The organism is Micromonospora sp. URMC 105, from assembly GCF_051386295.1.
In the GTDB taxonomy this organism is placed as follows: Bacteria; Actinomycetota; Actinomycetes; order Mycobacteriales; family Micromonosporaceae; genus Micromonospora.
On the sequence record NZ_JBPQTL010000036.1, the window covers coordinates 18,110 to 39,845 of the forward strand.

General features: G+C 74.7%; 17 protein-coding genes. 8 read left to right on the plus strand and 9 right to left on the minus strand.

Going from position 1 to position 21,736, the window contains the following annotated elements; all coding sequences use genetic code 11:
* Positions 1–22 precede the first annotated feature (22 nt).
* Positions 23–3,604 carry an ATP-binding protein gene (locus ACSNN7_RS14380; RefSeq protein WP_436681250.1) on the plus strand — a complete coding sequence of 1,194 codons (3,582 nt, stop codon included), beginning with the start codon at positions 23–25 and terminating at the stop codon, positions 3,602–3,604.
* 130 nt (positions 3,605–3,734) lie between these two features.
* Here the strand turns inward: ACSNN7_RS14380 and ACSNN7_RS14385 are convergent, their stop codons facing one another.
* Entirely contained in the window at positions 3,735–4,445 is a 711-nt protein-coding gene (locus ACSNN7_RS14385) for a lysophospholipid acyltransferase family protein (RefSeq protein ID WP_436681252.1), read from the minus strand.
* 248 nt (positions 4,446–4,693) lie between these two features.
* Between ACSNN7_RS14385 and ACSNN7_RS14390 the strand changes: the two genes are divergently transcribed.
* Together ACSNN7_RS14390 and ACSNN7_RS14395 are read left to right on the plus strand one after the other, a co-directional pair.
* The gene (locus tag ACSNN7_RS14390; RefSeq protein ID WP_436681253.1) at positions 4,694–5,524 is read left to right on the plus strand and encodes a DUF308 domain-containing protein; all 831 of its coding nucleotides are present in this window, start codon (positions 4,694–4,696) and stop codon (positions 5,522–5,524) included.
* 172 nt (positions 5,525–5,696) lie between these two features.
* On the plus strand, positions 5,697–7,130 hold the full coding sequence (locus tag ACSNN7_RS14395; RefSeq protein WP_436681254.1) for an alpha,alpha-trehalose-phosphate synthase (UDP-forming): 1,434 nt from the start codon (positions 5,697–5,699) through the stop codon (positions 7,128–7,130).
* A 9-nt stretch (positions 7,131–7,139) separates the two neighbouring features.
* On the opposite strand, the gene ACSNN7_RS14400 is transcribed toward ACSNN7_RS14395, so the two are convergent.
* From ACSNN7_RS14400 to ACSNN7_RS14425, 6 genes are all read right to left on the minus strand, one after another.
* The gene (locus ACSNN7_RS14400; RefSeq protein ID WP_436681278.1) at positions 7,140–7,934 is read right to left on the minus strand and encodes an alpha/beta hydrolase; all 795 of its coding nucleotides are present in this window, start codon (positions 7,932–7,934) and stop codon (positions 7,140–7,142) included.
* A 144-nt stretch (positions 7,935–8,078) separates the two neighbouring features.
* The gene (locus ACSNN7_RS14405; protein ID WP_436681255.1) at positions 8,079–9,485 is read right to left on the minus strand and encodes a flavin-containing monooxygenase; all 1,407 of its coding nucleotides are present in this window, start codon (positions 9,483–9,485) and stop codon (positions 8,079–8,081) included.
* A 147-nt stretch (positions 9,486–9,632) separates the two neighbouring features.
* A complete protein-coding gene (locus ACSNN7_RS14410; protein ID WP_436681256.1) occupies positions 9,633–10,349 on the minus strand; it encodes an endonuclease/exonuclease/phosphatase family protein in 717 nt (238 codons plus the stop codon).
* Complete coding sequence (locus ACSNN7_RS14415) at positions 10,346–11,293, minus strand: ROK family glucokinase (RefSeq protein WP_436681257.1); 948 nt, start codon at positions 11,291–11,293, stop codon at positions 10,346–10,348. Before ACSNN7_RS14415 ends, ACSNN7_RS14410 begins: the two co-directional genes overlap by 4 nt.
* A 71-nt stretch (positions 11,294–11,364) precedes the next feature.
* Entirely contained in the window at positions 11,365–12,045 is a 681-nt protein-coding gene (locus ACSNN7_RS14420) for a hypothetical protein (protein ID WP_436681258.1), read from the minus strand.
* 34 nt (positions 12,046–12,079) lie between these two features.
* A complete protein-coding gene (locus tag ACSNN7_RS14425) occupies positions 12,080–12,535 on the minus strand; it encodes an SRPBCC family protein (protein WP_436681259.1) in 456 nt (151 codons plus the stop codon).
* Between the two features lie 209 nt (positions 12,536–12,744).
* Here ACSNN7_RS14425 and ACSNN7_RS14430 point away from each other — a divergent pair, with 209 nt between their 5' ends.
* The 5 genes from ACSNN7_RS14430 (at position 12,745) to ACSNN7_RS14450 (ending at position 19,751) form a co-directional block, all read left to right on the plus strand.
* On the plus strand, positions 12,745–14,550 hold the full coding sequence (locus ACSNN7_RS14430) for an AMP-dependent synthetase/ligase (RefSeq protein ID WP_436681261.1): 1,806 nt from the start codon (positions 12,745–12,747) through the stop codon (positions 14,548–14,550).
* Between the two features lie 14 nt (positions 14,551–14,564).
* A complete protein-coding gene (locus ACSNN7_RS14435) occupies positions 14,565–16,256 on the plus strand; it encodes a GAF domain-containing sensor histidine kinase (protein WP_436681262.1) in 1,692 nt (563 codons plus the stop codon).
* Positions 16,257–16,263: 7 nt separating this feature from the next.
* On the plus strand, positions 16,264–16,932 hold the full coding sequence (locus tag ACSNN7_RS14440) for a response regulator transcription factor (protein WP_007072219.1): 669 nt from the start codon (positions 16,264–16,266) through the stop codon (positions 16,930–16,932).
* 214 nt (positions 16,933–17,146) lie between these two features.
* Positions 17,147–17,959, plus strand: coding sequence for an SAM-dependent methyltransferase (locus ACSNN7_RS14445; protein WP_436681263.1), 813 nt, complete (start codon positions 17,147–17,149; stop codon positions 17,957–17,959).
* Positions 17,960–18,047: 88 nt separating this feature from the next.
* Positions 18,048–19,751 carry a putative bifunctional diguanylate cyclase/phosphodiesterase gene (locus ACSNN7_RS14450; protein WP_436681279.1) on the plus strand — a complete coding sequence of 568 codons (1,704 nt, stop codon included), beginning with the start codon at positions 18,048–18,050 and terminating at the stop codon, positions 19,749–19,751.
* Here ACSNN7_RS14450 and ACSNN7_RS14455 read toward each other — a convergent pair.
* The gene (locus ACSNN7_RS14455; RefSeq protein WP_436681264.1) at positions 19,740–20,453 is read right to left on the minus strand and encodes a response regulator; all 714 of its coding nucleotides are present in this window, start codon (positions 20,451–20,453) and stop codon (positions 19,740–19,742) included. The two genes, ACSNN7_RS14450 and ACSNN7_RS14455, sit on opposite strands and share 12 nt — an antisense overlap.
* Positions 20,405–21,718, minus strand: a complete 1,314-nt coding sequence (locus tag ACSNN7_RS14460; protein ID WP_436681265.1) for a sensor histidine kinase — start codon at positions 21,716–21,718, stop codon at positions 20,405–20,407. Before ACSNN7_RS14460 ends, ACSNN7_RS14455 begins: the two co-directional genes overlap by 49 nt.
* Between the last annotated feature and the right edge of the window lie 18 nt (positions 21,719–21,736).

The following is a 21,736-nucleotide window of genomic DNA, read 5'->3' on the forward strand; positions in this document are numbered from 1 at the left end:
CGACCGGCAGCACACCCATCCAGTGGAGGGCGTCATCTCCGCGCAGTGTGACCGATGTGGACGTACCGCCGCCGACGGCGACCGCTTCTGCGGTGGCTGTGGGACGGAACTGGGCGCGCTCTGCCCGCACTGCCTGCGGCCGCTCGCCGCCGACGCGGTCTTCTGCACCTCCTGCGGAGCACCCCGCGCCGGATCGGGGCGGCCCGTCGCCACGCCCCAGGAGGACCGGCGCCGGGTCAGCGTGCTCTTCGTCGACCTGATCGACTTCACCCCGTACGTCGAACGCGCCGACCCCGAGCAGGTCCGCGGCATGCAGACCGGCTTCTTCTCCGCCGCCAAGCGGGTCGTCGGGCAGTACGGCGGCGTGGTCGAGAAGTACATCGGCGACGCGGTGATGGCGCTGTTCGGCGCCCCGGTCGCCACCGAGACCGACGCGCTGCGCTGCGTCCGGGCCGGGCTGGAGCTGCAACGGGTGCTCACCCGCTTCGCCCCCACCGGCGCCGACGAGCTGCGGTTCCGGGTGGGCGTGGCGACCGGCGAGGCGCTGGTCGACGTGGCCGCCGCCCGCGACGGCGGGCAGGCCATCGTGGCCGGCGACGTGGTCAACACCGCCTCCCGGATGCAGTCGGTCTCGCCGCCCGGCGGGGTGCTGGTCTGCGGCACCACCCACGCGCTGACCAAGGACGCCATCCGCTACGCCGAGCAGCCGCCGGTGACCCTGCGCGGCCGTTCCTCGCCCACCGAGGTCTGGCTGGCCCTGTCCCCGGTACGCCGGCAGCCGACCGACCGGGAGCCGGACACCACCCCGCTGATCGACCGCGAACACGAGCTGGGGCTGCTGGTCAACGCCCTGCACCGGTCGTTGCGGGACCGCCGCCCCCAGGTGGTGACGCTCTTCGGCCGGGCCGGCATCGGCAAGAGCCGGCTGATCCGCGAGCTGTACCAGCACGCCGGCCGGCTGGTCGACGAGCCGCTGAGCTGGCGTACCGGGCGCTGCCCGCCGTTCGGCGAAAACGTCACGTTCGCCGCGCTGGCCGACATCGTCAAGACCGAGGCCGGCATCCTGGACACCGACCCGGCGCCCACCGCGGCGCGCCGGCTGGCAGCGGCGGTGGCCGAGCTGGTCGGCCCCGGCGAGCGGGAGCGCCTGGTCGACGCGCTGCGCCCGCTGGTCGGGCTCCCCGGCGTCGCGCTGCCCGCCGAGGAGACCGAGTCGGCCTGGCGCCGGTTCCTGCTGGCGCTGGCCGCCCGCCGCCCCACCGTGCTGGTCTTCGAGGACCTGCACTGGGCCGACGACGCGATGCTGCGCTTCGTCGAGCTGCTCGGCGCCGCCGCCCGGGAGGTGCCGCTGCTGCTGCTCTGCACCGCCCGCCCCGAGCTGGTGGACCGCGACCCGCACTGGGCGGGCACCATCACCGGCTCGGTGACGATCACCCTGCCGCCGCTGCGGGACACCGGCATCGCCACCCTCTACGCGCACATGTTCGGCCAGGCCGCGTTCTCCGCCGACATGCTCAGCCCGCTGATCGAGGTGGCCGGCGGCAACCCGCTCTACGCCCACGAGTACGTGCGGATGCTGATCGAGCAGGGCGCGCTGCGCCAGTCCGGGCGCGGCTGGTCGCTGGAGAAGCACCTCGACCTGCCGATGCCGGAGAGCGTGCACGCGGTCATCGCCAACCGGGTGGACCTGCTCGACGCCAAGGACCGCGCGGTGCTGCTGGCCGCCTCGGTGGTCGGCGTGCAGTTCTGGCCGGGCGCGGTGGCCGCCGCGCTGGGCCAGCCGGTCGAGTCGGTGGAGCGGTCGCTGCGCCGGCTTGAGCAGCGCGACTTCGTGCACGAGCAGGCCGCGTCCACGATGGCCGGGCAACCGGAGTTCCGGTTCCGGCACGTGCTGGTGCGGGACGTCTGCTACCAGCGGTTGCCGCGTACCGAGCGGGTCGCCCGGCACGAGCGGACGGCGGGCTGGCTGGACGCGCTGTCGCAGAGCCGCGACACCGACCTGGCCGAGGTGCTGGCGCACCACCGCTGGGCGGCCCACGAGATCGCCCGGACGCTGGGCATGCCGATCGAGCGGTACGCCGGGCCCGCCCGGGCGGCGCTGCACCGGGCGGCCCGCCGCGCGTACGCCCTGCACGGGCTGGATGCCGCGGCCAGCCACGCGGGCCGGGCGCTCGGCCTGGCCGACGACAGCGACCCGGTCGACCGGCTGCAGCTGGAGCTGCTGAGCACCGAGATCTCGTTCTACCGAGACGGCAACGCGTTCCTCTCCGGCGGGGGCCCGGAGCAGCTGCACGCGCTGGCCGACCGGCTGCTCGCGCACGGCGACGACGCCTGCGCCGCGCGGGCCTGGACGCTGCTGGGCCAGGCGGCCTGGCTGCGCGCCGACCGCAGCGCCGCGGTGGCCTGCCTGGACCGGGCGGTCGCGCTCTTCGCGCCGTTACCGGACAGCGCGCAGAAGGCGGACGCGCACGCCGAGCTGGGCCGGCTGCACATGCTCAACTACGAGCGGGACGCGGCGGTGGCCGCGGCCGAGACGGCCGCCGGGATCGGCGAGCGGCTGGGGCTGGCGGAGACCCGCACCAACGCCCGGATCACCGCGGCCACCGCCCGCTACCAGGCCGGTGACCGGGCCGGCCTGGACGAGCTGCACGCGCTGGTCGAGGCGAGCCGGGCCCAGCAGCTGCTGGCCCTGCCCCGGGCGTTGCAGAACCTCGCCTACGCGCTGCGCGAGGAGGGCGACTGGCTGCGCTCCGACGCGCTGCTGTCGACCGCGCCGGCCGCCCGGGGCAGCGGGCAGACGCTGGCCACCAGCTACTCCGGCGAGGCGATGCGGGCGTACTTCGACGGGGACTTCGGCCGGCTGCTGGCCGCCGCCGACGCGTTCGTCGACACCCCCACCGGCGGCTGGGACATGCAGGTGCGCGGGCTGCGCTCGTGCCTGCTGGTGCTGCGGGGCCAGGCGGTGCCGCCGGCGCCGCGCCCGCTGCCGGCCGCCGACACGTCGGCCACCCTGGCCGCCGAGCGGCACCGCGACGACGTGGCGGCGGCGCTGGAGACGGCCCGCCGCAGCGGCTTCCACCGGCCGTACTGGACGATGCTGGGGATGGCCGCGCTCTGCCGGGCGTTGCAGGGCCGGCTCGACGAGGCGGCCACGCTGGTGGACGAGCTGGCCGACGCGTGGACGGCCGTGCCGGCGCTGGCCAGCGGCGAGTGGATCGCCGCGGCGGCGTACGCGGCGACGCTCGCCGGCCGGGACGCGGCCGTGCGGGTCCGGACGATGCTGGACCAGGTCGGTCACCGCACCCCGTGGTCGGAGGCGGCGCTGCGCACGGTGACCGGGGCGCTGGCCGGGGCGGACGGCGACCACCGCCGCGCCGGCGAGCTGCACCTGGCCGGGGCGGAGATCTACGCGCGCATCCCGGACGTCACCGACCGGGTGCTGGCCCTGGCGCTGGCCGCGGCGGAGCTGAGGCTGGCCGACGACCCGGCGGCCCGGGCGCCGCTGGCCGAGGTGCGCACCTTCGCCCTGCGCAACGACGCCCCGGGCCTGCTCGACCTGGCCCGCGGCCCGGTCCCACAGACCGGCCCCGCCCTAGCCTCCTGACCCCGCCCCGGCCCGCCCCAAGATCCGCCCACTTCCGGAGAAAGAGTGGCTATTCCTCGTGGAATAGCCACTCTTTCCGTGAAACTGCAGACTCACGCTCGGGCGCGTGGCGGGGGGCGGAGCGGTGGGGTCAGGCGGCGATGGGTTCGCGGGCGACGGGTTCGGCGGGGGGCTGGTTCTTCAGCTTCGCGGCGTACATGTCGACGTACTCGCGGCCGGAGAGCTCCATCAGCTCGTACATGATCTCGTCGGTCACCGCGCGCTCGACGAAGCGGTCGCCGGCCAGCCCGGCGTAGCGGGAGAAGTCCAGCGGCGGGCCGAACCGGATCCGCACCCGGGCGATCTTGGGGATGAGCTTGCCCGGCGGCTGGATCTCGTCGAGGTTGAGCATCGCCACCGGGACCACCGGGGCGCCGCTCTCCAGGGCGAGCCGGGCCACCCCGGTCTTGCCCCGGTAGAGCCGCCCGTCCGGGGAGCGGGTCCCCTCCGGGTAGATCCCCGCGACGCCACCGGCCCGCAGCACGGTGAGCTGCGTGTCCAGGGCCGCCTGGGCGGCACGTCCGCCGGAGCGGTCGACCGGGATGCAGCCGGTGCCGGCGAAGAACGCCTTGGTGAGCCAGCCTTTGATGCCCTTACCGGTGAAGTATTCCGCCTTGGCCACGAAAGTGACTTTTCGCGGCACGATCAGCGGGGTGAAGATCGAATCCGAGAAGGAGAGGTGGTTGCTGGCGAGGATCACCGGACCGCTCTCCGGCACGTGGTGCAGCCCCTCCACCCGGGGACGGAAGATCAGCCTGAGCAGCGGGCCGAGGATGATGTACTTCATCAGCCAGTACAGCAACGGTGTCCTTCCGGAAGCAGGGGTGGGCGACACCACCGTGGAGCGGGGGTCGGCGGGGCGCCGGGCGAACCCGGCGAACCGGCCGTCAGGTCCGTCGACGGGCGGGATCGTCGCCCATGAGCCTACGAACCGGGAGCGGCACGCCACAACGCACTCCCGGAACCGGGTCCGGACGTGTCACGATTCAGGGCACGGCGTACGGGGCGCCGACGCAACCGCACCGTGAGGTGCGCCGAGGAGGATGTCCGGTGTCAGCGGGTGGGGCCCGCCGGGGACGGCGGGACAACGGGCTCGACGCGAGCGAGTACGCCGTCGCGGGCGACGTCGATCCGCGCGTCGGCGAGCACCTGCTCGACGTGCTCGCCGCGGGCGGGATCGCCGCCTACCTGCAGCCGTCGGCCGACCTCAACCCGGTCACCCGCACCACCACCGTCCCGGCCCGCCCGGTCGACCGGCTCTACGTGGACCGCTCGCACCTGAGGACCGCCCGGGACTACCTCACCCAGCTCGCCGAGGAGTCGACGCCGGAGCCGCCGCGCGCCGAGCCGGACGTCGACGCCGAGTGGGACCGGATCGTGGCCGGGTTCCACACCGCCCCGGCCGCGGGCAGCCACCCCTGGCCCGCCGCCGAGGACGTCGACGACGACCCGGCCGGCCACACCGGCGCACCGGCCACCCGCACCGACGAGGCCACCGGCCCGACCGCCACCGACGTGCGGCGACTGCCGTACGCGGCGGACATCTCCGGGGTTTCCGTGGAGCGGGCGCGGCCGGAGGAGCCGTCGCTGCTGGACGGCCTGGACACCTTCGGCGCCGACCTGCCGGGCGACCCGGACGAGGGTTACGTCCCGCCTCCGCCGCCGCCGCTGCCCCGGGTGTCGAAGTACGCGGTGGTCGGCGTGCTGGCGATCGTGCTCGGCTTCCTGCTCTTCCTCAACCCGGCGCTGCTGCCGGCGGACGCCTCGGTGGTGACCCTGCTCGGCTTCACCGGCATCCTGGCCGGCTTCGTCACGCTGATCTGGCGGCTGCGCCCCGGCGACGAGGACGACCAGGACCCCGACGACGGCGCGGTCGTCTGACGTCGTCCGGCCGATCGGGCACGCTCCGCCCGCATCCCGGGACGGGCACGGCCCCGCCTCCGACGTAACAGTGGTGTAACTTACGGTCAGTAGGAATACCGCTGTCCGTCACTTCCCCCTCCGGCTGCCCGGTTGTTCCTCCCTCGCGGTGGTCGGCCCGCTGCGGATCGGAATGCCCGAGATGCGACCCAAGTCCAGTTCCCTCGTGGTGGTGGCCAACCGGCTGCCCATCGACGACAGCATGGCGCCCGACGGTGCCTGCGAGTGGCGCCGCAGCCCGGGTGGGCTGGTCAGCGCGCTGCACCCCCTGCTCCGGCACACCCCGGCCACGTGGGTCGGCTGGGCCGGCGGCACCGGCCCCGCCCCCCGGCTGCCCGACGTCGACGGCGTCCGGATGCACTCCGTCGCGCTCACCACCGAGGACCTGCGCGACCACTACGAGGGCTTCGCCAACGCCACGCTCTGGCCGCTCTACCACGACGCCGTCGAGCAGCCGGTGTACCACCGTCGCTGGTGGGAGGCGTACCAGCGGGTCAACCAGCGGTTCGCCGAGGCGGCCGCGGCGGTGGCCGAGCCGGGCGGCCTGGTCTGGGTGCAGGACTACCACCTGCAACTGGTCCCCGGCCTGCTCCGGGCGCTCCGGCCGGACCTGCGGATCGGCTTCTTCCTGCACGTGCCGTTCCCGCCGCCGGAGCTGTTCATGCAGCTGCCCCGGCGGGCCGAACTGCTGCGCGGCATGCTCGGCGCCGACCTGATCGGCTTCCAGCGCGCCCAGGCCGCGCACAACTTCGCCCAACTGGTGGCCAAGGTGCTCGGCCTGCCCGCCACCGACCGACGCATCGGCGTCGACGACCGGGTGGTCCGGGTCGGGGCGTACCCGGTCTCGATCGACACGGCCGAGATGGCCGCGCTCGCCGCGCGGCCCGACGTGACCGCCCGGGCCCGCCGGCTGCGCCGCGACCTCGGCGACCCGCAGCAGGTGATCCTCAGCCTCGACCGGATGGACTACACCAAGGGCATCGAGCAGCGGCTCAAGGCCTACAGCGAGCTGCTGGCCAGCGGTGACGTGAAGGTCCGGGACACCGTGCTGGTCCAGGTCGCCATGCCGAGCCGGGAACGCGTCGGCCAGTACCAGATCCTGCGGGAACGGATCGAACGTGAGGTGGGCCGGATCAACGGCGAGTTCGGCCGGGTCGGCGAGCCGGCCATCCACTACCTCACCCAGCCCTTCGACCGCGCCGAACTGGCCGCCCTCTACCGGGTCGCCGACGTGATGGCCGTGACCCCGCTGCGCGACGGGATGAACCTGGTCGCCAAGGAGTACGTCGCCGCCCGGGTCGACGACACGGGCGCGCTGCTGCTCAGCGAGTTCGCCGGCGCGGCGGCCGAGCTGGAGCAGGCGTACCTGGTCAACCCGCACGACCTGGAGGGCCTCAAGCAGATGCTGCTCAAGGCGCTGCGGGCCGGCCCGGAGGACATCGGCGACCGGATGCGGGCGATGCGGGCGCACCTGCACCGCCACGACATCCGCGCCTGGGCCCGCTCCTACCTCAGCGCCCTGGACCAGACCGGCTCGCTGGTCACCCGGCTGGGCAGCACCGGCTGAGCCGGCCGGTCACACCCGCTGCGGGTCCTTGACCAGCCAGTCGAGGATCGCGTCCAGCGGCTCGCGCCACCGGGCGTCGAGCATCATGTCGTGTCCCATGCCGGGGAAGAGCAGCGGTGCCGAGCCGTACCGGCGCGCCGCCCGGGTCAGCGCGGCCGGCGGGACCACCCGGTCGTCCGGGCTGCCCAGCACCAGCACCGGCGGCCGGCCCACCGCCGGCTCCGCCTCCCGCCCGGCCAGCAGCTGCCACTGCGCGCGCCGCCCGGCCCGGCCGAGCCGCGCCACGTGCCGCCGGGCGTCGGCCTCGGGCAGCTCCCCGCTGAACAACTGCCGGCGGTGCAGCCGCAGGCCGCCGCCGAACAGCGCGGGCAGCGTGCCCACCGGGTTGCGGCGCAGCGCCACCCCGGCCGTCGACCAGCCGCCCAGCACCGGCGCGACCAGCACCGCGGCCCGCGCCGGGTAGCGGGCCAGCGCGTGGGTCACCACGAGCGCCCCGGCGCCGTGCCCCACCAGCACCGCCTGGCGTGGCAGGCCCGCCGCCACCTGGACCACGTCATGGGTGTACGCCCGCAGCGTCGCCTCCGGCGCCGGCTCGCTGCCGCCGTGCCCGCGCAGGCTCAGCGCGTACGCGGCGAAGCCGCGCGACGCGGCGTGCTCCAGCCAGTGCTCGGCGAACGCCCAGGCCCCGTGCCCGAAGCCGGGGACGAAGAGCAGCGGCGGCCGCCCCTCCTCCAGCTCCGGGGCGGCGCTCAGCACCTCCCGGCGGGCCGGCCGGACCGGGCGGGCCCACTCCCGGCCCCGCATGATCCGCAGCCGCTCGTTCCTCGCGCTCACCGGGCCTGCCTTTCTTCGCGACTGCGGGCTCGCAGGCCCGGCTCACTCCTCGCGCTCACCGGGCCTGCCTCTCGTTCGCGACTGCGGGACTCCGCTGCGCTGCGTTCCTCGCGCTCACCGGGAACCCTCCAGCTCGTACAGGGCGCGCTGCACCGCCCGCAGGTAGTCGGCGTGGCCCACCTCGAACCAGTGCCGGCTGCTGTCCTTGACCTTGCCGGAGTACCGCTCCCCGGCGCCGGCCTCCACCCGGGACGCGAACGCGGCGGCCCGCTCCGGGCGGCCCAGCCGGGCCTGGAGCAGCCGGGCGAAGAGCACGGTCTGCCAGTGCGACAGGGTGAAGATGCCGGAGTCCGGCTGCACCAGGCCGGCCACCGCGAGGGTCGGATGCCCGGGGACGAAGGCGTTGAGCCAGAGCCGAGGGCGGCCCGAGGCGTCGTCGTCGCCGAGCACCTTCGGGTCGAGGAACTCGAAGCGGGGCAGGTAGCCGGTGGCGAAGACGACCAGCTCCGGGTCGATCTCCCGCCCGTCGGTGAGGGTCACCCCACCGGCGTGGAAGCGGGCCAGCTCCGGCACCGGGGTGATCTCGCCGTGGCCGACGTAGTAGACCAGCTGGCTGTTGGCGATCGGGTGGGTCTCGTAGACCCGGTGGTCCGGCTTCGGCAGGCCGAAGCGGGTCAGGTCGCCGACGGTCAGCCGCAGCGTCCAGTGGTAGAGCCACTGCCGGACCCGCAGCGGCACCCGCAGCGCGAGCAGCGCGTCGTTGACCTGGTCGGCCGGGCGGCCCAGGACGTACTTCGGGGCGTACCAGTAGCCGCGGCGGGTGGAGTGCCAGCAGCGGGACGCCTGCTGGGCGGCCTCGACCGCGATGTCGCAGCCGGTGTTGCCGGCCCCGACCACCAGCACCCGCTTGCCGCGCAGCTGCGCCGGGTCCTTGTAGGACGAGGCGTGCATGACCTCGCCGCGGAACTCCTCCAGCCCCTCGTACCGGGGCAGCTTCGGCGACCAGTTGTGGCCGTTGGCGACCACCACGGCGGCGTAGCGGGAGGTGCGTTCCGGGCCGTACCCGCCGGTGCTGCGGGTGGTGACGTCCCAGCGGTCGCCGGCCACCGGCTCGACCCGGACGACCTCGGTGCCGAACCAGACGTGCTGGCGCAGGTCGAAGTGGTCGGCGTAGCGCTCGAAGTAGGACAGCAGCTGGCTGTGGTGCGGGTAGTCCGGCCAGGAGTCCGGCATCGGGAAGTCGGGGAACTGGGTGAACGGCCGCGACGAGATCAGGTGGGTGCTGGCGTACACCGGGCTGCGGTCGTGCCGCCAGTTCCATGCGCCGCCGACGCCGGTCTCGCGCTCGTAGCAGTCGACGCCGAAGCCGTGCTCTTTCAGGTTCTTCACGGCCGTCAGGCCGCTGGCGCCGGCGCCGATGACGCAGACCGTGTCGCCCCGGTCGGAGACCGGGCGGCCGTCCCGGCTCAGGGCGAGCGTGGTCTCCGGCTCGGGCCGGCCGTGCTCGGTGGAGGGGGGCACCGGGGTATCTCCTTATGTGCGGCACGAACGCCGGTTCGACGGGCATCCTCCCCGTACCCGGAGCCGGTTGTCCAGCCCGGCACTCCGGGCGCGGGACCGGCCCGGGTCACCGCGGGGGCGGGGCCTGGGCCGACCTGCGGACGGGCCTCAGCCGGCGGTCGGCAGGAGCAGGTCGGCCAGGACCGGGAAGTGGTCGCTGGCGCGGCGGGTGAGCGGGGTGTCGACCACGTCGTACCCGAGCACCGTCACCCGCGGGTCGACGAAGAGCGCGTCGATGCGCCGCCGGGGATTCGCGCAGGAGTAGGTGTGCCGGTCGGCGGCGTCGGCGGCGACCGCCGCGTCGGTCAGTCCCATGCCGACGGTGCGCCAGGCCTCGCCGTCCGGGCCCTCGTTGAGGTCCGCGCCGAGCACCACCGGCAGGTCGGTACCGGCCAGCTCCCGCTTGAGCAGGGCGGCCTGGCCGGGACGCTCGGCCGGATCGGTGGACAGGTGCGAGCCGGCCAGCAGGAACCGGGCCCCACCGACACCGCACTCGGCGTACGCCGCGCCGCGCAGGTGCCGGCCGGGGGTGAGCGGGAACCGCTGGCAGCGGGTGGCGAGCACCCGCACCCGGAGGCTGGTCAGCAGCAGGTTGCCCAGCGACGGCAGGCCGCCGGCGGCGACCACCAGGCCGAAGGACTCGGCGAGGCCGGCGCAGCGCTGCCGCCAGCGGAACCGGCGGGGAGCCTCCTGCACGATCACCACGTCTGGGGCGGCCTCGCGGACCACCGCCGCCAGCGCGGCCGTGTCGTCACGCTGGCTGTGGATGTTGTACGACACCACCCGCAGCCGCACTCCGCCGCCGGGGGCCGGCGGCGCGCTCACAGCCGGCGGGCGAGGTCGGCGGCGCCGATGACGCCGGCGGTGTTGCCCAGCTCGGCGGGGCGCACCTCGGCCACCGGGAGCCGGCTGCGCTGGGCCAGGGCGTCGGTGAACGAGCGCCGGGTCGGGCCGAGCAGCAGGTCGCCGGCCTCGACGACGCCGCCACCGACCACCAGCACCTGCGGGTCGAGGATCTGGGCCATGTCGGCGAGGCTGGTGCCGAGCCAGCGGCCGACCTGGGCGAACGCCTCGGCCGAGACCGGGTCGCCGTCCTTCGCGGCGGCGGTGACCATCGGGCCGGTGACCGCCTCGGCGTCGCCGCCGGCCAGCTCCAGCAGGGCGGTGGCGCGCTGCGGCTCCTGCCGGGCGGCGGCCCGGGCGAAGCGGACCAGGGCGCTGCCGCTGGCGTACTGCTCGATGCAGCCGAGCCGGCCGCAGCCGCACTGGTGGCCGTCCGGGACGGTGAGCATGTGGCCCAGCTCGGCCGCGATGCCGTTGGCGCCGCGCAGCAGCTCACCGCCGAGCACGATGCCGCCGCCGACGCCGGTGCCGATGGTGAACATGACCATCGAGTCGTCGGCGTCCCGGGCCGCGCCGTAGCGGAACTCGGCCCAGGCGGCCACGTTGCCGTCGTTCTCCACGATCACCGGCAGGCCGGTCGCGGTGCTGACGTACTCGCGCAGCGGCTCGTCCCGCCAGGCCAGGTTGGGGGCGAAGAGCACGGTGGAGCGGGAGGCGTCGATCCAGCCGGCCGCGCCGATGCCGACCGCGCCGATCTCGTGCCCGGTGGCCAGTTCGGTGACCAGCTCGGTGATGACGTCCCGGGTCTTGCCGACGTCGTCCGCGGGGGTGTCCCGTCGGGCCTGCACGAGAACCGTGCCGGTGTCGTCCACGACACCGCCGGCCACCTTCGTGCCACCGACGTCGACTCCGATGGTCAGCGTCACCGCTGCCACTCCCCTCTGCTGTGCTGCCCGACATCGGCCGGACCGGCCGTGCGCTGTCGGATGTCCGGTGTTCAGGCCCCGTCGCCTGGTGCGTCCCCGCCCGCATCGGCCGGCACGCGCGAGGCGGGCACCACCGGGTGGTCGGCCGTCGGCCGGACCTGGGCCGGTGCGACCGGCCCGGCGTCGTCGCCGGGCGGGGCGGCGGCGGCCGGCACGACCGCGTCCTCCGCCCGCGTGGCGGCGGACCAGACGTCCCGCTCCGGCGCCGACGGAGAATCATGCCCGGTACGGGTCGCCTCGCGCCACACGTGGTCGGCGTCGGCGTCCGGCCGGGCGGCGGGCCCGGGTGCGCCGGCCGGTCCGGCCGGTCCGGCCGTCCGGTCCGGGGCTTCCCCGCCCTCGGCCGGCGCGAACGCGCGCATCAGGCTGGCGATCCCGGCGGCCAGGTCACCGGCGCCGGTGGCGAGGCGTTCGGCGAATTCCGGACTCGGATCGCGCAACGCCGCGATACCGCGACAGACCGGGCAGACGCAGCATTCGGGGGATCCGGTGGCGAATCCTCCGGCCCCCCGGCCGTCGCCGCCGGGGCGGGCAGCGCCGCCACTGTGACCGAGGACACCGGAGAGAATCCCACCGAGCGGACCCCACGGTCCGCCGCCGGGCCCGGCGTCGGCCAGCCGCGCGGTGGCGAGCAGGGTGGCGACCAGCCGCTCGGCCTCTTCCCGGGCGGAACCCGGTTGCGTACCCGCCATGGTCGGCTCCTCTACCGTGCCGCCGGCTGCGACGTCACTGTGCCGCACCGGATGCTTCTACCCGGCGCTTGAGCTGCTTCAACGCCGTATCCATGATCATTTTCTCGGCCTTGCGGCGAAACATGCCGAGCATGCCCACCGACAGCTCGACCTCGAGGGTGTAGGTGACCGTCGACGTCCCGTCGGGGTTGCCGGCGATGTCGTACGACCCGCGCTGGGACCGCTGCATCTTCGACGGCGCGACCAGGTGCCACTCGATCCGGGACAGGTCCTCGGCGTACTCGTACGCCAGCACGTACTCGTCGGCCATCACGCCGGCGTCGATGGTGAAGTGGACCTGGCTGGCGTAGCCGTCCTCGTACTCCTCGACCACCTCGACGCGGCGCACCGCCTCGGTCCACTCGGGGTAGCTCGGGAAGTCGCAGATGACCGCCGCCACCCGGTCCGGTGACGCGCCGATGATGATCGACTGGGTGGAGGAGTCCGCCATGGGGGGAGGCTACCCGGAGCCACCGCGGCGTGTGCCGCTCCACCCCGCCCCCCGCCCGGCGCGGCGGACGCCGGTGGCGGGCGGGGTGGCGTCCCACCAGACGGGCGGGCAACCTCCCTACCTCAGCCACCAGGGCATGCGGGTAGGTTTCGACAAAGCCGATCCGCCACGGCGGCCGGCCCGGCCAGTGCGAGCACGAGGGAGTGCAGGTGCGCGAGTTCTCCGTTCCGCCGATCGTCACCGTCGGCGACGCGGCCAACCTGACCGACCCGGTCTGGGACAACGCCGAGGCCGCGCCGGACGCGGTGCAGTTCGTCCGGCCCGCCACCCCCGGAGGCCCGCCGCAGGTGCAGGTGACCTGCCGGCAGTTCCGCGACGAGGTCGTCGCCGTGGCCCGTGGCCTGGTCGGCGCCGGCATCAACCCGGGTGACCGGGTCGGGCTGATGAGCCGCACCCGCTACGAGTGGACCCTGCTCGACTACGCCATCTGGGCGGCCGGCGCGGTGACCGTGCCGATCTACGAGACCTCCAGCGCCGAGCAGGCCGCCTGGATCCTCGCCGACTCCGGCGCGGTCGCCGTCGTGGTCGAGTCCAACGCGCACGCCACCCTGGTCGCCGGCGTTCACGACCGGCTGCCCGAGCTGCGCCAGGTCTGGCAGATCGAGCTGGGCGGGGTGGACGAGATCGTCGCGGCCGGCGCGTCGGTCGACCCGGCGGAGGTCGAGCGGCGCCGCAAGGCGGTCCACGCCGGCGACGTCGCCACGATCATCTACACCAGCGGCACCACCGGCCGGCCCAAGGGCTGCGTGCTGACCCACCGCAACATGTACGCCGACATCGCCAACGCCGTCCCGGTGCTGCCGAACCTGTTCCGGCCCGGCGCGTCGACCCTGCTCTTCCTGCCACTGGCGCACGCCTTCGCCCGGCTCATCCAGATCGGCGTCGTGCAGGCCCGGGCCACCATGGCGCACTGCGCCGACACCAAGAACCTGGTCGCCGAGCTCCAGGAGTTCAAGCCGACCTTCGTGCTCTCCGTGCCGCGGGTCTTCGAGAAGGTCTACAACGGCGCCCGGCAGAAGGCCGAGGCGGCCGGCAAGGGCAAGATCTTCGACCGGGCCGAGCAGGTGGCGATCGCCTACAGCGAGGCGCTGGAGACCGCCGACGGCCCGAGCCTTGGCCTGCGCGCCCAGCACACGTTCTTCGACCGGCTGGTCTACCGCAAGCTGCGCGCCGCCCTCGGCGGCCGCTGCCGCGACGCCATCTCCGGCGGCGCCCCGCTCGGCGCCCGGCTCGGGCACTTCTTCCGGGGCATCGGGGTGACCATCTGCGAGGGCTACGGCCTGACCGAGACCTCCCCCGCCGCCGCGGCCAACCTGCCCGGCGCCACCCGGATCGGCACGGTCGGCCGTCCGCTGCCCGGCGTCACCATCCGGATCGACGACGACGGCGAGATCCTGATCTCCGGCGATCTGATCTTCCGGGGCTACTGGCGCAACGAGGCGGCCACCGCCGAGGCGATCACCGCCGACGGCTGGTTCCGCACCGGCGACCTGGGCCGGATCGACGACGACGGCTTCGTCAGCATCACCGGCCGCAAGAAGGAGATCATCGTGACGGCCGGCGGCAAGAACGTCGCCCCGGCCGTGCTGGAGGACCAGGTCCGGGCGCACCCGCTGGTCAGCCAGTGCGTGGTGGTCGGCGACCGGCAGCCGTTCATCGCCGCCCTGATCACCGTCGACGAGGAGGCGCTGCCGAAGTGGCTGGCCGCGCAGGGCCTGCCGGAGGACACCCCGGTCGAGCGGCTGCAGGAGCACGCGGCGCTGCGCACCGAGATCCAGGTCGCGGTCGATCTGGCCAACCAGTCGGTCTCCAAGGCCGAGGCGATCAAGGTCTTCCGGCTCCTGCCCCGGGACTTCACCGAGGCCACCGGTGAGCTGACCCCCTCGCTCAAGGTCAAGCGCCAGGTCGTGCACAAGACGTACGCGTCCGAGATCGCCGAGATCTACCGAGGCTGACTACGATCCGTCACGTGCCCGCCTCCACACCTGCCCGGCCCCAGCCGCATCCCCTCGCCGCAGCGGCGCGCGGGGTGATGCTGGCGCTGGTCGCCGCCCTGACCCTGATCGCCACCCGCGATCCCGCCCAGCTCTGGTGGATCGCCCTGCTGGCGGTCGCCGGGCTGCCGGCGGTGCTCGCCCCCGAGCACCGGTTGCTCGGCCCGCTCAGCCGGGTCGCCGAGGCGGTGGTGCTGGGGCTGGCCGCCAGCCAGGTCGCCGTCGAGTCCGCCCTCGGCGGGTCGGTCGGCGGGCTCGGCGCCTCCGCGGTGCTGCCCTACCTGGCCGTGCCGGTGACGGTGACGGCGCTGCGCCGCCGCTTCCGCGAGGGAGCGGCGCTGCTCGGCGTCACCGCGGCCACCCTGCTGATCGCGGGGGCGTTCACCGAGACCGACGGCGGGCGGCAGCTCGGCCAGCCCGGCTACCTGGCGGTCTGCGCGCAGTGGCTGATCCTGGCCGGGCTCGGCCTCTACGCGGCCGGCACGCTGCACCAGGTGATGCGGGTCCGCGGCGAGGGCAAGCCCCAGCCGTACGCGGAGGCGACCCGGCTGCTGACCCAGCTCCGTACGGTGGCGCGGCAGCTGCCCGGCGCCACCCTGGACCCGGGCGGCATCGCCGAGCACCTGCTGGAGGAGCTGCGCACGGTCGCGCCCAACAACCGCGCCGCGGTGCTCTCCGCCAGCGGCGGCGGGCGGCTGGTGGTGCTCGCCCAGGTGGGCGTGGACCGGGTCGACTGGGAGACCACGCTCGACGCCGACTCGGCCATCGCCGACGCCTGGGCCAGCCAGCAGCCGCAGACCGCCGCCCGGTCGCAGGCCCGCTCGCACCGGGGCGGGGAGGTGTCCGCGCTGATCGTGCCGCTGGTCGCCGGCGTGCGTACGGTCGGGTTGGTGGTGCTGGAGGCGGACGCCGCGCAGGCGTACCCGCCGCCGGTGGTGTCCCGGGTGACCGCGCTGACCGGCCCCGCCGCGTTGCGGCTGGAGGCGGCGCTGCTCTTCGACGAGGTGCGCTCGCTGGCCACCAACGAGGAGCGGCAGCGGCTGGCCCGGGAGATCCACGACGGGGTCGCCCAGGAGCTGGTGATGGTCGGCTACGGCATCGACAACGCCCTGGCCACCGTCTACGACGACGCCGAGGAGACCGCCGAGGGGCTGCGCACGCTGCGCGGCGAGGTGACCCGGGTGATCACCGAGCTGCGGCTGAGCCTGTTCGAGCTGCGCAGCGAGGTGGACCGGCACGGCGGCCTGGCCGCCGCGATCGCCGAGTACGCCCGCACCGTCGGCGCCTCCGGCGGCCTGCGGGTGCACCTGTCGCTGGACGAGTCGACCGCCCGGCTCCCCGCGGCCACCGAGGCGGAGTTGCTGCGTATCGCGCAGGAGGCGGTCACCAACGCGCGCAAGCACGCGGGGGCCTCGAATCTCTGGGTCACCTGCGAGGTGGACCCCCCGTACGCGCAGATCGAAGTGTCGGATGACGGTCACGGCATTGGTGACCAGCGCACCGACGGGCACTACGGTCTTGCGATCATGGCCGAGAGGGCGGAACGTATCCGGGGCCGGTTGGAGATCAGGCCGCGGCAGCCCAGCGGCACGACCGTGGCGGTGGTGGTCGGTTCCTCGCCCCGGCGCGATAACGTGCGTGGCAGCGCAGCAGCAGAAGGGGAGTAACCCGAGGATGACCACAAGTCCGACACCGGCAACTCGTACCAAGGTCCTCCTTGTCGACGATCACGACCTGATCCGGAAGGGCCTTCGGCACGCCTTCGAGCGCGACCGGCAGTTCGAGGTCGTCGGCGAGGCCGCCACGGCGGCGGAGGGCGTACGCCAGGCTGGCGCGCTGCAGCCGGACGTCGTGATCATGGATCTGCGCCTTCCGGACGGCAGTGGCCTGGAGGCCACCCGCGCCCTGCGCAAGTCCAGCGCGTCGATGGGGATCGTCGTGCTCACCATGTACGCCGGGGACGACCAGCTCTTCGGTGCGCTGGAGGCCGGGGCGAGCGCCTTCGTGCCGAAGACCGCACCGGCCGACGAGGTGGTGGCCGCCGCCCGGCACGCCGCCTCCTCCCCCAGCGCGTTCACCGCGGCCGACCTGGCCGAGGCGATGAAGCGCCGGCTGGCGCCGTCCGGTCCGCAGCTCTCCCCCCGCGAGGGGCAGGTGCTGCGGCTGCTGGCCGACGGCATGAGCGTGGCCGGCATCGCCAAGCAGCTCTTCGTCAGCGAGTCCACCGCCAAGACCCACATCTCCAAGCTCTACGAGAAGCTGGGTGCGGCCAACCGGGCGCAGGCGCTGATGACGGCGCTGCGGCTGGGTCTGCTCGAGGCCCCGGACGCGCCGAAGTTCTGAGGGCTTCCGCCCGTTGGTCGAGAGGTCCGCGCCCGCCCGCTGCGGCGCGGACCTCTCGCCTGTCCGGGCACCGGCGGCGGCGCCGCGAGCGCCCTGAGTGAGCGCGCCGTCGCGCAACGACGGTGGTCTTTGCACTGCGGCGAAGCGGGGGCAGAATACCCGGGTGGCCCGCGCGGGCGACGATCCTCGCGTTTGCCGTATCAAAGGGGTGGGCATGCAGCGGCCGGACTGGGCACCCGACGACATCGACATCGAGCGCCCCAGCGTCGCCCGGATGTACGACTACTACCTCGGCGGCTCGCACAACTTCGCGGCCGACCGGGCGGCGGCCCGGGCGATGATGGAGGCGGTGCCCGAGGCCCCGCTGATGGCCCAGGCCAACCGGGCGTTCATGCGCCGGGCGGTGCAGTACCTGGTCGACTCCGGCGTACGCCAGTTCCTCGACATCGGCTCGGGCATCCCCACCGTCGGCAACGTGCACGAGATCGCCCAGCGGGCCGCGCCCGACTCCCGGGTGGTCTACGTCGACGTCGACCCGGTCGCCGTGGCCCACAGCCGGGAGATCCTGCAGGGCAGCACCGGCGCCACGATCGTCCAGGAGGACCTGCGCCGGCCCGAGGCGATCCTCAGCCACCCCGAGGTGACCCGGCTGCTCGACTTCTCTCAGCCGGTCGCCGTGCTGATCGTGGCGGTGCTGCACTTCGTCCCGGACTCGGACCGGCCGGAGGAGGTCGTGCGGTACCTGCGCGAGACGCTGGCGCCCGGCAGCTACCTGGTGATGTCGCAGGCCAGCGACGAGGACCGCGGGCACACCGGCGAACGGGCCGAGGCCGAGCGGGTCTACCGCCGCACCGACAACCCGCTGTCGATCCGCAGCCGGGCCGAGCTGACCGCCCTCTTCGACGGGTTCACCCTGCTCGACCCGGGCGTGGTCTGGGTGCCGCAGTGGCGGCCGGAGTCGCCGGAGAGCGCCGAGGACGCCGCGCAGGCGGTCTTCATCGGTGGCGTCGGACGCCTCGGTGGCTGAGACGCCGGACGTGCCGGGCCGCCCGTCGTGCCCCGGCACGTTCGCCCGCGCCTGGGCCAAGGCGGTCTCCGGCACCAGCTACCTGCCGATGACCCAGGCGCAGCTGGAGCTGCTGCTGCAACAGCTCACCGAGCGGCTGGCCGGGGCCCTGCGGGCCGAACCGTTCGACCCGCGGGTCGGGCACCAGGTGGGCGCGGAGCTGGTCGCCGCGCACATCGCCTCGGCCGAGGGGCTCGGCCGCACGGTGGAGGTCATCCAGCTGCGCCTGATCCGCGACCTGGGGCTGGTCGCCGACGACGTCGAGGACCGGATGGCCCGGCTGCTGGCCACCGTCGCCACCGGCTACGCCCGGGCGCTGCGCGACCGGACGCTCGACGAGCAGGAGTCGATCCGGCGGGCCGCGATGGTGGCCCGGGCCCAGGCCGAGCGGGCGCTGCGCGACAGCGAGGCCCGGTTCCGCCACCAGGCCACCCACGACCCGCTGACCGGCCTGCCCAACCGCGTCCTGTTCACCGAGCGGCTCACCGCGGCCATCGGCGCGCCGGGCCGGGGCGCCGACCGGGTGGGCGTCTGCTTCCTCGACCTGGACCGGTTCAAGGTGGTCAACGACTCGCTCGGGCACCAGGTCGGCGACGCCCTGCTGGTGTCGGTGGGCCGGCGGCTGCGCGCGGCGCTCGGCGAGCACCTGGTGGCCCGCCTCGGCGGCGACGAGTTCGTCATCCTGATCGAGCGCACCGCCCGGGTCGACGACGCGGTCGCGGTCGCCGAGGCGGCGCTGGCCGCGCTCGCCGAGCCGGCGTCGGTCGACGGGCACGAGCTGACCGTCACCGCCAGCATCGGCATCGTGGAGCGCCCGGTGGCCGGCACCACCCCCGGTGAGCTGATGCGGGCGGCGGACAGCACCCTGCACTGGGCCAAGGCGGCCGGGGGCGCCCGCTGGTCGGTGTTCGACCCGGACCGGCACCGCGCCGACCTGGCCCGGTACGCCCTCGCCGCGGCCATCCCCGCCGCGATCGACCGGGGTGAGTTCTTCCTCGACTACCAGCCGCTGACCTCGCTGCGCGACGGCACGATGCTCGGCGTGGAGGCGCTGGTCCGCTGGCGCCACCCGGAGCTGGGGGTGCTCCGGCCGGGCAGCTTCATCGGGCTGGCCGAGGAGACCGGCCTGATCGTCCGGCTCGGCGGCTGGGTGCTCGCGGAGGCGTGCCGCGAGGCGGAGAGCTGGGGCGCGGGGGCCCCCTTCGTCAGCGTCAACCTGGCGGTCCGCCAGGTGCACCGACCCGACCTGGTGCAGGAGGTGCGGGGCCTGCTGACCGCCACCGGCCTGCCGCCGGAACGGCTCCAGCTGGAGATCACCGAGAGCACCATGATGAGCACCGCGGAGGAGCCCGTCCGGGCGCTGCGGGCCCTGGCCGACCTCGGCGTGCGGATCGCCATCGACGACTTCGGCACCGGCTACTGCAACCTGGCGTACCTGCGGGACCTGCCGGTGACCGAGCTGAAGGTGGCCGGCGAGTTCGTCACCGGGCTGCGTGCGCCGGCGGTCGACCCGGCCGGGCGTACCGACGAGCGGATCCTCGCCTCGCTGGTGTCGCTGGCCCACGCGCTGGACCTGACCGTCACCGCCGAGGGGGTGGAGACGGCCGGGCAGGCCGACCGGCTGCGGGCGATCGGCTGCGACGCCGGCCAGGGCTGGTACTTCGGGCGGCCGGGCCCGGCCGAGCGCTGCCTCGGCCGCTCCCCCGCGCTGTCCACCGTGGCCGGCGCCGGGCCGGTCGGCTCAGGCGGGTAGCGACGGCCCGGCGGCGGCACGACGCGGCGCCCGGCCCGGCACCGGCAGCTGGCCGTCGTCCCCGTTGAGGTACGTCAGCACCGCCAGCACCCGCCGGTTGTCGTCGTCCGACGGCGGCATCCGCAGCTTGCTGAAGATGTTGTTGATGTGCTTGCTGACCGCCTTCTCGGTGACGAAGAGCCGGGCGGCGATCGCCGCGTTGGACCGCCCCTCGGCCATCAGGCCCAGCACCTCGCGCTCCCGGGCGGTCAGCTCCTGCAACGGCTCGGCCCCGGAGCGGCTGGCCAGCAGCTGGGAGACCACCTCCGGGTCCATCACCGTGCCGCCGCCGGCCACCCGGCGTACCGCGTCGACGAACTGGGCCACGTTGGAGACCCGGTCCTTGAGCAGGTAGCCGACGCCACCGGCGCGGTCGGAGAGCAGCTCCCGGGCGTAGAGCTGCTCGACGTGCTGGGAGAGCACCAGGATCGGCAGGCCGGGGATCTCGGTGCGGGCGGCGATGGCCGCCTGCAACCCCTCGTCGGTGAAGGTGGGCGGGAGCCGGACGTCGAGCACCGCCACGTCCGGGCGGTGGGTCACCAGGGCCGACAGCACCGACGGTCCGTTGTCGACGGCCGCGACCACCTCGAAGCCGAACGCCTCGAGGATGCGGGTCAGCCCGTCCCGGAGGAGGGCGAGGTCTTCGGCGATGACAACTCGCAAGGCAGCTCCATGGTCACGACTGTGGGCCCGCCGGGCGGACTGGTCACCACCATCGTTCCATCAAAGGCCGCGAGCCGTCGTCCGATACCGGCCAGTCCGCTGCCCGCCGCCGGATCGGCGCCGCCCCGGCCGTCGTCACCCACCACGATGGTCAGCCGCCCGTCGTCGTGGTCCAGGTGGATCCAGGCGCGCGTGGCGCCGCTGTGCTTGGTGATGTTGGCCAGCCCCTCGGCCACCGCGAAGTAGGCCGCGGACTCCACCGGCGCCTCCGGGCGGCCCGGCAGGTCGACCTCGACCTCCACCGGCAGCGGCACGGCCAGCGCGAGCGCGCGGACCGCGCCGTCGAGACCGCGCTCGGCGAGCACCGGCGGGTGGATGCCGCGTACCAGGTCGCGCAGCTCGACCAGGGCCTGGCCGCTGGTCTCCCGCGCCTCGGCGAGCAGCTTCCCGGCGGCGACCGGGTCCTGCGCCAGCAACTGCTCGGCCAGGCCGATGCTCATGCTCAACGCGACCAGGCGGGCCTGCGCTCCGTCGTGCAGGTCCCGCTCGATGCGGCGCAGCTCGGCCGCCTGGGCGTCGACGGTGTCGGCCCGGGTGACGGTGAGCTGGCGGACCCGCAGCGCCAGCTCCGCCGCGCGGGTGGGGGCCAGGAAGAGCCGGGCGAACCGCAGGTGCAGCCAGACCAGCCAGGGGGCGACGGCCAGGCCGCCGAGCAGCAGCAGCCAGCCCTGCGGCAGCGCGGCCAGCGCCTCGGCGAGGTTGGTCATCGGCCAGAACAGGCCGTAGCCGTACGAGTCGGCGATCAGGTAGAGCAGCAGCGGCACCCCGAGCGAGCCTTCCAGCCCGTACAGCGGCAGGGCGAAGGCGAGCAGGCACGCCCCGCCGGTGATCGCGCCGGGAACCAGCCAGGCGAAGTCCCGCCAGGTGGCCGGGTCGCCCACCACCCACCGGAAGCGGCGCCAGGTGCCGAACTGTGCCTCCGGCGGCAGCAGCCGGTACGGGGTGGCGATGGGCAGGCCGGCCCACCGGGCGAGCCGGCGCTGCGCGCCGGTCGAGAGCCGGACCAGCGCGGTCGCCATCGGGAACAGCGCGAAGCCGATGCCGAAGGCGGGGATGAGCAGCAGGGACACCAGCGACAGCGCGAACAGCGCGAGGTTGGTGGTCAGGGAGAGCACGGCCACGGCCAGGCCCTGCAGGGCGGCGGTCGCGCCGGGCCGGAGCGTCTGGCGGGCGAACTCTCGTACGGGGGTGTCCACGAGTCCCATTCTCGGGCACGACCGCCG